The organism is Mesorhizobium sp. M1D.F.Ca.ET.231.01.1.1, assembly GCF_003999155.2.
In the GTDB taxonomy this organism is placed as follows: domain Bacteria; phylum Pseudomonadota; class Alphaproteobacteria; order Rhizobiales; family Rhizobiaceae; genus Mesorhizobium.
Map to the genome: position 1 here is coordinate 49176 of NZ_RZOZ02000002.1, position 12513 is coordinate 61688.

General features: G+C 66.2%; 10 protein-coding genes. 7 read left to right on the plus strand and 3 right to left on the minus strand.

Annotated features, from left to right (window positions below; all coding sequences use genetic code 11):
• Positions 1-106: 106 nt before the first annotated feature.
• Complete coding sequence (locus EN874_RS06675) at positions 107-2548, plus strand: EAL domain-containing protein (protein WP_127426116.1); 2442 nt, start codon at positions 107-109, stop codon at positions 2546-2548.
• Here the strand turns inward: EN874_RS06675 and EN874_RS06680 are convergent.
• Positions 2540-3229, minus strand: a complete 690-nt coding sequence (locus EN874_RS06680; RefSeq protein ID WP_127426115.1) for a TlpA disulfide reductase family protein — start codon at positions 3227-3229, stop codon at positions 2540-2542. The genes EN874_RS06675 and EN874_RS06680 overlap by 9 nt on opposite strands.
• A gap of 36 nt (positions 3230-3265) precedes the next feature.
• Between EN874_RS06680 and argH the strand changes: the two genes are divergently transcribed.
• From argH to lysA, 3 genes are all read left to right on the plus strand, one after another.
• Positions 3266-4666, plus strand: a complete 1401-nt coding sequence (gene argH, locus EN874_RS06685; RefSeq protein WP_127426114.1) for an argininosuccinate lyase — start codon at positions 3266-3268, stop codon at positions 4664-4666.
• Positions 4667-4738: 72 nt separating this feature from the next.
• Positions 4739-4945: a lipoprotein gene (locus EN874_RS06690; protein ID WP_126087419.1), complete on the plus strand. Its 207-nt coding sequence runs from the start codon at positions 4739-4741 to the stop codon at positions 4943-4945.
• A 52-nt stretch (positions 4946-4997) separates the two neighbouring features.
• On the plus strand, positions 4998-6266 hold the full coding sequence (lysA, locus tag EN874_RS06695; RefSeq protein ID WP_127426113.1) for a diaminopimelate decarboxylase: 1269 nt from the start codon (positions 4998-5000) through the stop codon (positions 6264-6266).
• A gap of 7 nt (positions 6267-6273) precedes the next feature.
• Here lysA and EN874_RS06700 read toward each other — a convergent pair whose 3' ends face one another.
• The gene (locus tag EN874_RS06700; RefSeq protein WP_127426112.1) at positions 6274-6576 is read right to left on the minus strand and encodes a metalloregulator ArsR/SmtB family transcription factor; all 303 of its coding nucleotides are present in this window, start codon (positions 6574-6576) and stop codon (positions 6274-6276) included.
• Positions 6577-6626: 50 nt separating this feature from the next.
• Here EN874_RS06700 and EN874_RS06705 point away from each other — a divergent pair, with 50 nt between their 5' ends.
• Entirely contained in the window at positions 6627-7613 is a 987-nt protein-coding gene (locus tag EN874_RS06705; RefSeq protein ID WP_127426111.1) for a threonine/serine dehydratase, read from the plus strand.
• A 114-nt stretch (positions 7614-7727) separates the two neighbouring features.
• Positions 7728-10337: a TIGR02302 family protein gene (locus EN874_RS06710; RefSeq protein WP_127426110.1), complete on the plus strand. Its 2610-nt coding sequence runs from the start codon at positions 7728-7730 to the stop codon at positions 10335-10337.
• A gap of 157 nt (positions 10338-10494) precedes the next feature.
• Here the strand turns inward: EN874_RS06710 and EN874_RS06715 are convergent, their stop codons facing one another.
• Positions 10495-11373, minus strand: coding sequence for a LysR substrate-binding domain-containing protein (locus tag EN874_RS06715; protein ID WP_127426109.1), 879 nt, complete (start codon positions 11371-11373; stop codon positions 10495-10497).
• Positions 11374-11562: 189 nt separating this feature from the next.
• Here EN874_RS06715 and EN874_RS06720 point away from each other — a divergent pair, with 189 nt between their 5' ends.
• The gene (locus tag EN874_RS06720; protein ID WP_126087413.1) at positions 11563-12513 is read left to right on the plus strand and encodes a DMT family transporter; all 951 of its coding nucleotides are present in this window, start codon (positions 11563-11565) and stop codon (positions 12511-12513) included.

Sequence of the window (12513 nt, forward strand, 5' to 3'; positions counted from 1 at the left end):
CAACCTGAAAGACACGCCTCGGTTGCAGCCGCACTAATCGATTCTTCAGCCGTCGGGCCTTAATCAATCTTAACTTGATTGATGCGGGAAGATCAGGTGAAGCAGGATGTTGACCGTCTATAATTGCATCGTGCACGAGCACGATCTGAGGTTGGTTGTACTTGCCGCGCTCATCTGCGGAATTTCGTCTTTCTCGGCGGTCAATCTTCTTCGCCATGTCCAGCAGTCGACCAGTCGAAATCGGTATGCCTGGCTGTTGATTGCGGCCACGGCCACCGGATTCGGCATCTGGGCGACGCATTTCATCGCCATGGTCGCTTTCACACCGGGAATACCCAACGCCTATAACGCGGAGCTTTCCGCGCTGTCGCTGGCCGCCTCCGTCACCCTGACGGCGGCGGGAATGTGGATCGCCACCATGCGCGGCGGCATCGATCACTACCTTGTCGGCGGCGCCGTGCTCGGCGCCGGCATCGCCGCGATGCATTATACCGGCATGGCCGCGTTCGAGGTCCAGGGCAGGATCGTCTGGGACCAGCTGCTCGTCGCGCTTTCGCTGGTGGCGGGCATCACGCTTGCCGCGCTCTCGCTGCTCGTCGTGCTGCGCCGCCCGTCGACGCTGACGACGATCGCCGCAGCTGTCCTTTTGACGCTGGCGATCTGCACGCTGCATTTCATCGCCATGGGCGCGGTGTCGATCTACCCGGATTCCTCGATTGAGATCTCGAAATTCACGATCGCGCCGATGTCGCAGGCCTTCGCCGCCGCTGCGGCGAGCCTGGTCATCCTGGTGCTCTCGGCCGCCGCGCTGCGCATCGATCTGCGCTTCCGCCGCCACCGCGTCGAGGCCGAGCGCATGCACGGCCTGGCGAACGCCGCGGTGGAAGGGCTGATCGTGTGCGACGGCAGCCGCATCGTCAGCGCCAACGACAGCATCGCGGCGCTGAGCGGCATCGCCGCCGGCACGCTGAACACGATGACGCTTGGCGATCTTTTCGGCGAGCGGATCGCCTCGAGCATCGCTGGCGGCCACGGCCAGGCGCAGGAAGCCGAGCTGCGCGGCCGGGATGGCGCCCGGATCCCCGTCGAGCTGATCGCCCGCAGCATCGACTATTGCGGCAAGCCTCACGATGTCGTCGCCGTGCGCGACATCCGCGAGCGCAAGAAGGCCGAACAGGAGATCATTCGCCTCGCCCATTTCGACCCGCTGACCGGGCTTGCCAATCGCCGCAGCTTCGCCGGCCGGCTCGAAGCCGAGATCGCCGCGGCGGGCGGCAACGGCAAGGGCGGGCAGCTCGCGCTCATGCTTCTCGACCTCGACCGGTTCAAGGAAGTGAACGACCTTTTCGGTCACGCCGCCGGCGACGCCGTGCTGCAAAGAGTGGCGCAATGCGCTTCGAGCGTGCTCCGCCACGGGCAGATGCTCGCCCGTCTCGGCGGCGACGAGTTCGCCATCATCGCCCCGAATCTTCCCGACCCGCAGGCAGCCGGCCGGATCGCCGAGGCGGTGCTTTCCAAATTGCGTCAGGAGAACCAACTGTCACCCGGCGGCGAGCTGGTGTCGGCCAGCATCGGCATCGCCCTTTACCCGCTCGACGCCGACGAGCAGGCGGCGCTGGTCAGCCATGCCGACACCGCGCTCTACCGCGCCAAGGCCGAGGGCAAGGACACCTACCGCTATTTCGAGGCCTCGATGGGCGTGGAGACTCGCGACCGGCGCGCCATGGAGCACGACCTGCGCCAGGCGGTCGCGCGCGGCGAGTTCCGGCTGGTCTATCAGCCGCAGAAGGAGATCAGCAGCGGCAAGATGATCGGTTTCGAAGCCTTGATCCGCTGGCATCATCCCGAACGCGGCAATATCCCGCCGTCGGTTTTCATTCCTGTGGCCGAGGACAGCGGCGGCATCGCCCAGATCGGCGAATGGGTGCTGGCGACGGCTTGCGAGGAAGCCGTCCGCTGGAAAAATCCGCTGACGATCGCCGTCAACGTCTCTGCGGTGCAGCTCCACAACCCGAATTTCAGCCGCAAGGTGCACGAGATCCTCCTGCGCACCGGGCTGGCGCCCGACCGGCTCGAGCTCGAAGTGACCGAGACGGCGCTCATCAAGGACATGCCACGGGCGCTGGCCACCTTGCGGCAGGTCAAGGCGCTCGGTGTCCGCGTCGCGATGGACGATTTTGGAACCGGCTATTCGTCCCTGTCCAACCTGCGCGCCTTCCCCTTCGACAAGATCAAGATCGACGGTTCCTTCATCAAATCGGTCGACCGCAACGGTCAGGTGGCGGCCATCGTGCGTGCGGTGCTTGGCCTGGGGCGAGGCCTCGGCCTGCCGGTCCTGGCCGAAGGCGTCGAGACGCTGGACGAACTGCGCTTCCTCGACGCCGAGGACTGCGAGATCGGCCAGGGATACTATCTCGGCAGGCCGGGCCCGATCGAAACCTTCAGCGAGCTGACCGGCGTGGCGGCGCCGGCGGCCAACGATCGCGTCGTATCGCGCGGCGGCAGCATCCTCATGCTGGAGCCGGCCGCGGCATCGCGCTCAGCCTGACGGGCCGACCGCTGCTTCCACCAGCCGCTTGGCGTCGGGGCTCGACCATTCCGCCGGGCCGTTCATATGTGCGATCAGGCAGCCTTCGCCGTCGATCAGCATGGTGACGGGCAAACCCAGCGCCAGCCCGCGCGTCTTGACCTCGTTGAACAGAGCTATCGTCGGGTCCCGGTAATAGCCGAGCGTCTCGACGCCGATCTCCTTGAGGAATTTCTTCGGCTTGGCGTCGTCGCCTGTGTCGACGTTGACCGCCACGACCTCGAAGGCGTTGCCGCCCTTTTCCTTCTGCAGCGCATCGAGCGCAGGCATTTCGGCGCGGCAGGGCGCGCACCAGGTCGCCCAGAGATTGAGCAGCACGGTCTTGCCGGCATGGTCGGCGATGGTCATCGGCTTGCCGTCGGGGCCGTTGAAGGCAAGGCTCTTCAGCGATTGCGGCGGGTCCGCCGGCTGCAGTGCCGCCACCTGGCCGACCGCCTTTGCCGCGACCTGCTTGGCATGCTCGGCCTTGGCCTTGCAGGCGACGTCGTCCTTGCCGTCGGTACTCGCGGCGGCCTGGGGCGGGGCGTTGTTGCCAGAACCGCTCTCGCTGACATATACCGCGACCGCGCCGGCCAGCACGCCCGCCACCAGGGCGGCGAGGATGAGACGCGGGGCCGGGAAGAATTTATTGCCGTCTGCCATTTTCTTAAGAACTGCTCCGGAGCACGGGTTATAGCGATGAGCGACAAGAAGGCCAGCAACCAGATGTGGGGCGGACGTTTTGCCTCGGGTCCCGCCGCGATCATGGAAGCGATCAACGCGTCGATCTCCTTCGACCGCAAACTCTACGCGCAGGACATCCGCGGATCGATCGCCCACAGCGAGATGCTGGCGCAAACGGGCATTATTTCGGCGGCCGATCAAGAAAAAATCGCTCACGGCCTGAACACGATCCTGAAAGAGATCGAAGACGGCGGGTTCGAATTCTCGACCAGGCTCGAAGACATCCACATGAATGTCGAGGCGCGCCTGGCGGACCTGATCGGCTCGGCCGCCGGGCGGCTTCACACCGCCCGCTCGCGCAACGACCAGGTGGCCGTTGATCTGAGGCTCTGGGTCAAGGAGGAATGCCAGCGCGTCGCCCGGGCGCTGAAGGATCTGATCGCCGCTTTCCTCGAACGCGCCGAGGAGCATGCCGCTACCGTCATGCCGGGCTTCACCCATATGCAGGCCGCGCAGCCTGTGACCTTCGGCCATCATTGCATGGCCTATGTCGAGATGTTCGGCCGCGACCTCTCGCGCGTCCGGGACGCCATCGAGCGCATGGACGAAAGCCCGCTGGGCGCCGCTGCCCTTGCCGGCACCAGCTTTTCCATCGACCGCCACATGACGGCGAAGGCGCTCGGCTTCCGCGAGCCGATGCGCAATTCGCTCGACAGCGTTTCCGATCGCGACTTCGCGCTCGAGTTCTTGGGCGTCGCCGCGATCTGCGGCACGCATCTGTCGCGGCTCGCCGAGGAGATCATCATCTGGTCGACGCCGCAATTCGGCTTCGTCCGGCTCTCGGATTCCTTCTCCACCGGCTCCTCGATCATGCCGCAGAAGAAGAACCCGGACGCCGCCGAGCTGGTGCGCGGCAAGACCGGCCGCATCAACGGCCATCTCGTCGGCCTGCTGACGGTGATGAAGGGGATGCCGCTGACCTACGGCAAGGACATGCAGGAGGACAAGGAATCGGTCTTCGACGCCGCCGAGACGCTCGACCTGATGCTGGCCGCCACCACCGGCATGGTGCGCGACATGACCGTGAACGCCGCCGCCATGAAGAAGGCGGCCGGCGCCGGCCACGCCACCGCGACCGACCTTGCCGACTGGCTGGTGCGCAATCTCGGCCTCCCCTTCCGCGAGGCCCACCACGTCACCGGTCGCGCCGTCGCGCTTGCCGAGGAGAAGAAGGTCGGCCTGGAGAAGCTTTCGCTGGAGGACCTGCGCTCGATCCATCCCGGCATCACCGACGGCATCTTCTCGGTGCTCGCCGTGCAGAATTCGGTGAAGAGCCGCGTCAGTTTCGGCGGCACCGCGCCGTCCGAGGTGAAGAAGCAGATCCGCTACTGGAAAAAGCGGCTCGCCAGGGCGTAATGCCGGGATGCAATGCGCCGAAAACTCGGCTAAAAGCGGCGGCACAAGAAACATTTTCGAACGGATGGATCGATGACCCGAGGCAGGATTTTGGTGACGCTCGCGCTGCTGGCGGCGGTCGTCACCGTCACGGCCTGCGGCAGGAGGGGCGGCCTCGATACGCCTTACGAGGCTGCCGTTGAGGCCCGCAAGGATGCGGAAAAGGCGAAACAGCCGCTGCCGCCCGAGCCGGAAAAACCGGTCAAGGACAAGAAGTTCATTCTCGACCCCTTGCTCTAGAGCCGACGAGATCGTCCGATCTCACCGTGCCCCAATTTTCGGACCTTTTCCCGTGAACCATTTCGATTACCGCGACGGCGTGCTCCACGCCGAGGATGTGGCGATCCCCGACATCGCCGCCAGCGTCGGCACGCCCTTTTACTGCTATTCGACGGCGACGCTGACCAGGCATTTCCGCGTCTTCAAAGAAGCGTTTGCCGGGCTCGACGCGCTGGTCTGCTACGCCATGAAGGCGAATTCCAACCAGGCGGTGCTGAAGACGCTGGCCGGGCAAGGGGCCGGCGCCGACGTGGTGTCGGAAGGCGAATTGCGCCGGGCGCTGGCCGCCGGCATCCCGGCCGGCAAGATCCTGTTTTCCGGCGTCGGCAAGACCGCGCCGGAAATGGATTTCGCGCTTTCCGCCGGCATCCTCTGCTTCAACGTCGAATCCGAGCCGGAGCTGGAACTGCTGTCGGCGCGCGCCACCGCGCTCGGCAAGGTGGCGCCGGTCTCGCTGCGCATCAACCCGGATGTCGACGCCAGGACCCACAAGAAGATCTCCACCGGCAAGGCTGAGAACAAGTTCGGCATCCCGTGGCAGCGGGCGCGCCAGGTCTATGCCCGCGCGGCGGAACTCCCCGGCATTCGGGTGACCGGCATCGACACCCATATCGGCAGCCAGATCACCGAGCTGCAGCCTTTCGACGATGCCTTCGCGCTGCTGGTGGAACTGGTCGGCGTGCTGCGCGCCGATGGCCACGCGATCGAGCATGTCGATCTCGGCGGCGGCCTCGGCATCCCGTACCGCGTCGACAACAGCCCGCCGCCTTTGCCCGACGCCTATGCCGAGATCGTCAGGAAGCACGTCACCCGGCTCGGCCTGAAGGTGATGTTCGAGCCGGGCCGGCTGATCGTCGGCAATGCCGGCGTCCTGGTCTCCGAAGTGATCTATGTGAAGGAAGGCGACGCCAGGAATTTCCTCGTCGTCGACGCCGCGATGAACGACCTGATCCGGCCGACGCTCTACGACGCCTTCCACGACATCAAGCCGGTGGTGCAGCCGCCGGCTGCCACGCCGCGCATGAAGGTTGATATTGTCGGCCCCGTCTGCGAGACCGGCGATTTCCTCGGCCTCGACCGCGACCTGCCCAGGCTGAAGGCCGGCGACCTCATCGCCGTCTCCACGGCCGGCGCCTATGGCGCGGTGCAGGCCGGCACCTACAACACGAGGCTGCTGGTGCCCGAAGTGCTGGTCGACGGCGACCGCTTCCATGTCGTGCGGCCGCGCCAGACCTATGAGGAACTGATTGGGCTGGATTCGCTGCCCGACTGGCTGAAGTAGCGAAGCCCTAGATCCTCTGCCGGATCAGCGCCTTCGCTTCGGCGATCCTCTCCTCGTCGCGGCGGTAGAATATCCATTGCTTGGTGCGCTTGGCGCTGAGCAGGCCCGCCTGGGTCAAGATGCGCATATGCTCGCTGAGCGTCGCCTGGGTGATGCCGAGCTTTTCGGCGATCAGCAGCGCGCAGACGCCGTCCTCGACCAGATCTCCATCGGCCTGGCGCGGGAAATGCGCGCGCGGATCCTTCAGCCAATCGAGGATCTGCAGCCTGCGCTCGTTGGCGATCGCCTTGAAGATTTCAACCTCTTGCATTTAGTCATTTTGCTAAGTTACTAATTGAAGTCAATCCCGAGGAGCAAACCATGTTGAACACAAGCACGTCGGACACGGGCACGTCGGACACGGGCACGTCGGACAAACGGACGATCACGCGCGAACGCATCGCCGCCGTGGAACCGCGCATCCGCCCATACATCCGCCACACGCCGGTGATGCGCGTCGACATGGCGGATTTCAGCCGGCCGGCTTTTCCGGTCGACCTGAAGCTTGAATGCCTGCAGCATTCCGGATCGTTCAAGGCGCGCGGCGCCTTCACCAACCTGCTCGAGCGGCAGGTGCCGGAAGCCGGCGTCGTCGCGGCTTCGGGCGGCAATCACGGCGCCGCCGTCGCCTACGCGGCCATGAAGCTCGGCCACAAGGCCACCATCTTCGTGCCGGAAGTCAGCCCGCCGGCAAAGCTCGAGCGCATCCGCGGCTACGGCGCCGAGCTGGTCGTCGGCGGCGCGCGCTACGCCGAGGCGCAGGCAGCCAGCGAAGATTTTGCCGAAAGGACCGGCGCTCTGCAGATCCACGCCTTCAATCAGGAAGAGACGCTCATCGGCCAGGGCACGCTCGGCCTCGAGATCGACGCCGACCTGCCCGATCTCGACACGCTTCTCGTCGCCGTCGGCGGCGGCGGACTGATCGGCGGCATCGCCGCCTGGTTCTCAGGCCGCATCCGCATCGTCGCCATCGAGCCCGAGGGCGCACCGACGCTTTACCGCGCCTTCGAGGCCGGCAAGCCGGTCGATGCGCCGGCCGAGGGCATCGCCGCCGATTCGCTGGCGCCGAAGCGTGTCGGCGAAATGATGTTCCCGATCGCCAAGGCCTTCGTCGAGCGCTCGATCCTGGTCGGCGACGACGACATCGTGGCCGCCCAGAAGGCGCTCTGGGATCGCGCCCGAATCATCGCCGAGCCCGGCGGGGCGGCCGCCTTTGCCGCGCTGCTTTCCGGCCGCTACGCGCCGGCTTCCGGCGAGCGCGTCGCCGTGCTGGTCTGCGGCTCCAACACGAATCCCGCGAATTTCTGACGATAAACGGGGCCAACCGCTTCACGTTTTTGGAACCCGCCTCGCCTTTGCCGTGTTTGCTGGTATTCTTCTGCTCGTGAGGTCCGGGCCATCCCGCCCGGGCAGGAAGGGCCGATGACGGAACCCATTTCCAGCGGCGAACGCGGTCTGGCCGGGCGACTTGCCTTGAGCCGGCTGGCGACGCGGGCCTCGATGATCCTCGAGCGCGGCTGGCCGTTGCTGCTGCCGCTGGCGGTGGTCGCCAGCCTGTTCCTCAGCGTCTCGTGGCTGGGCCTGTTTCAGCGCCTGCCGGATCTGGCGCGGATCGGCCTCCTGATCCTGTTCGCCATTTCGGCGCTGGCGGCGCTCTATCCGCTGCGCTTCTTCCGCATTCCTTCCGCCGCCGAGGTCGACCGGCGCATCGAGGCGGCGAACGAGCTGCTGCACAGCCCCGTGCAGGTGCAGACCGACCGGCCGAGCGGCGCGGAGAGCCTTTTCTCGCAGGCGCTGTGGCGCGAGCATCAGAAGCGCATGGCCGAGCGGCTCTCCAGCCTCGGCGCCGACAGGCCGCGCACAAGCGTGCCGGATCACGACCGCTGGGGCCTGCGGGCCGTGGTGGGGCTGCTGTTCGTCACCGCCTTTGCCTTCTCGTTCGGGCCTTTCGGCGGCAGGATCAGCGACGGCTTCGTCGCCAGCGCCGCGCGCGATACGGTGCCGCCGCGCATCGATGCCTGGGTGACGCCGCCCGCCTACACCGGCAAGCCGCCGCTGTTTTTGACCGCCGACGCCAATCAGGCGGCACGCACCTTCAGCGTCCCGCAGGGCAGCGACGTCTCGCTGCGCGTCACCGGCGGAACCGGCGAGGAGACGCTGAGCTATGCCGACACAAGCGGCAACGACCGCGCCATCGAACCGGCCGCGCCGAAGGGTGTCACGCCCGCCGCCCAGACGGGGGCCCCGGCCCCCACCCAGCTCAAGGTGCGCCAATTCTCCGGCAAGCTGAGCACCGACGGCACGCTGACGCTCAAATCCGGCGAGGACGATCTCGGCCGATGGGCCTTTGCCATTGTTGCGGACAAGCCGCCGGCGATCCGTTTCGTCGGCGAGCCTAAGCGCGCCGTGAACGGCGCCATCGAGCTCAACTACCAGATCGACGATGATTACGGCGCTGCCTCCGCCAAGGCCGTCTTCGAGCTGTCGGATCCGCCGCCGGCCAATGCTCATCCGCTCTATGGCCCGCCGGACATGCCGCTGACGCTGCCGCGCCGCGGCGGCAAGGCGAACGCGGCCAAGACGACCAAGGATCTGACCGAGCATGTCTGGGCCGGCAGCAGCATCAAGCTGACGCTCACCGCCACCGACGATGCCGGCCATACCGCCACCAGCGAAATCAAGACGCTGGTGATGCCGGAGCGGCCCTTCTCCAATCCGCTGGCCCGCGCCGTGATCGAGCAGCGCCGGATGTTGGCGCTCGACGCCAACGCCAAGCCGCGCGTGCTCGAGCTGATGGACGCGATCACGCTGCGCCCCGAGGATACTTTCGACAACATGTCGCATTACCTCGCGATCATGAGCGCAAGGAGCCGGCTGAAGCTCTCCGAGACCGACGACCAGCTGCGCAGCGAGGTGGGTTATCTGTGGGAGATCGCGCTCGGTATCGAGGAAGGCAATCTCTCGGCCGCCGAGCGGCGGCTGCGCCAGGCGCAGCAAGCGCTGCAGGACGCCATCAAGAACGGCGCCAGCGACGAAGAACTCGAGAAGGCGATGAAGGAACTGCGCGAGGCGATGAACCAGTTCCTGCAGGAATTCGCCCAGCGCGCGCAGCAGAACCCGAACGCGCCGCAGATGCAGCAGAACGGCCGGGAGCTGCGCCAGAGCGACATCAACCGGATGATGGACGAGATCGAGAACCTCGCCAAATCCGGTGACCGCGACCGGGCCCAGCAGCTGCTGTCGGAGCTGCAGGACATGATGAACAACCTGCAGGCCGGCCGTCAGCAGCAGGCTGGCGAGCAGGACAGCGAGATGCGCCAGCAGATGGATAAGCTGGGCGAGATCATGCGGCGCCAGCAGGAGATGATGAACGACACCTTCCGCCTCGACCAGATGCAGCGCGGCGAGCGGCAGCGCGGAGCAAATCGTGAAGAGCAGCTTGGCGAGGATGGCGAGCAGGGCCAAGCGGAAGACGGGCAGAAACCCGGCCCCGGCGACGACCGCGATCCGCTCGGCCGGCCGAAGCCGATGACGCCGCAGGAGTTCGCCGACGCGCTGAAGCAGCTGCAGGAGGGCCAGGGCCAGCTGCAGAGCGATCTCGACAAGCTGAAGAAGGGCCTCGAAGGCATGGGCATGGAGCCCAATGAAGGCTTCGGCGAGGCCGGCAAATCCATGGGCGATGCCGAGCAGTCGCTTGGCGAGGGCGACGGCGACCAGGCGGTGGGCCATCAGGGCCGCGCGCTCGAGGCCCTGCGCCGCGGCGCCAAGGAAATGATGAAGCAGATGCAGGCCATGCAGGGCGACCAGGGCGGCAGCGAGCAAGGCGGGCGTCAGCAGGACGCCGACCGCGACCCGCTCGGCCGGCCGCGCGCCACGAAGGGTCCCGACGACGGCAACTCGGTCAAGGTGCCGGACGAGATCGACGTGCAGCGCGCCCGCCAGATCCTCGAGGCGATCCGCAAGCGCCTGGGCAATGCGCTGAGCCCCGACATCGAGCGCAGCTATCTCGAACGGCTGCTCGAGCTGAAATAGCGCGCCTCAAAGCTCTTAGACTGGATGTGACGGCCAGCCTACCTTTGGGATGCTGGCGGGACAGCGCCCCCCTCTGTCCTGCCGGACATCTCCCCCCTCGTGGGGGAGATGTCCGGCAGGACAGAGGGGGGCGCGAAGGATCGCTGCGCGCCGGTATTTATGCCACGGGCGCGACCTGCCTGGTCAGCATGAAAGCCTCGCGGATCGCGCTCTCCATGCCGTCGATCGCTTCGCCGGTCGCCAGCGGATTGCGATGCAGCACCACGTTGGAGGAATCGATGTCGCCGAAGCCGTCGGCGGCCGTCAGCTCGCGACAGTCCGGCGGGATGTTGCTGCGCGAGATCGGTGCGATCGCCAAACCGGAAGTGACCGCCAGCGTCAGGCCGCCATTGGTGTCGCTGGTGTAGGCGACGCGGTAGTCGAGCCCGCGCTGCTGCAGCGACTTGATCGCGAAGTCGCGGCACCAGCCGTTACGGCTGTAGAGCGCGATCGGCACCGGCCGCTCCTCATGCATGTGGTGCAGAGCCGATGTCACCCACACTGTCGGATCGTGCATCAGCACCTCGCCTCCGGAGGAGCCTTCCCACTCGAACACGACGGCGAGATCCAGTTCCCCGGCCGCGAGCGCCCTAACCTGCGAATCGGAATGCGCGTAGCGCACCGTGACCTCCACGCGCGGGTGGCGTTTGGCGAATTCGCCGAGCGCCCGCGACAGGATCGAACGGCCATATTCGGCGGGGATGCCGATGCGCACCAGGCCGCCCAGCGGCGGCGCCACCAGCGATGCCGCGGTCTCGTCGAGCAGCGAGACGATGCGGCGGGCGTTGACGATGAGCTCGCCACCCCGGCGCGTCAGCGCCACCCCGCGCGAGCCGCGCTCGAACAGGCTGTCGCCGACCATGTCCTCCAGCTTCTTCATCTGCATGGAAACGGCCGACTGGGTGCGTCCGGCCTTTTCGGCGGCCTTGGTGAAATTGCCCGTCTCGGCCACCGCCACGAAGGTCCGCAGGAGGTCGCTGTCGAGTGTGGGCTTCATGGACGTCGCCATAAGAAATTTTGATTGCTGGCATCATTCCAATTCGTTTGCAACATGTCAAACGCGGCGGGATATTTCCCTCACCCATTGGATATGCGGCCGTGAGATTCGGCCGCGGACCAATTCGAAGAGTCCTCACTCGTGCCCGCTGCCCGCAACGGTAGCGGGCTCTTTTTCGCTGGAACGACGATGCAGAACCGGATGGTGCTTGGCATTCTGAGCCTCTGCCTGGGCGTTCTCGTGTTTTCGTTGCAGGATCCGCTGGTGAAGGCGGTTTCGGGCAGCTATCCAGTGACCGAAGTGATGGCGATCCGCGCCATCGTCGCGCTGCCGATCCTGGTCGTCGTCGTCCAGGCCGATGTCGGCCTGAAGGCCTTGCTGTCAAAGCGGACCGGCATGCTGACGCTGCGCGCCTTCATCCAATTCAGCTCCTATACGGCCTACTACCTGGCGATCGCCGCTCTGTCGCTGGCCGACGCCATAGCGCTTTATTTCATGGCGCCGCTCTTCATCATGGCGCTTGCCGGGCCCTATCTCGGCGAGCACGTTTCCTGGCGGACGCTGACGACCGTGCTGATCGGCCTGGTCGGCGTGATCGTGATGCTCCGTCCGGGCGCCGGAGTGTTCGACTGGGCGGCGCTGCTGTCGCTCGGCTCGGCGTTCCTCTACGGCTTCTCGCAGCTGATGGCGCGCCGGATCGGCGATACCGAATCCTCCACCGTCATGGCCTTTTACCAGAACGGCGCCTATCTCACCGGCGCTGTGGCGGTCGCCATCATGTTTCATCTTGCCGGCATCACCCATGCCGGCCATCCGAGCCTCGACTTCTTGGTGCGGCCCTGGGTGTGGCCGACGATACCGGACTTCATGAAGATGGCCGCCTGCGGCTTCGTTGCCTCCGCCGGCATGATCCTGCTGTCGCAGGCCTACCGGATGGCGCCCGCCAATCGCGTCGCCACCTTCGAATACACCGGCATCCTCTGGTCGCCGCTCTGGGGCTTCCTGTTCTTTGCCGAGGTTCCTCGCGAAACGACAGTGCTGGGTGCTGCGCTGATCATCGGCGCCGGCCTGGTCGCGCTCAACGGCGAACGCCGGCGCGGTGCGGCGCCAGCAATCGCTGCGCCTGGCGAAGCAGTTTGA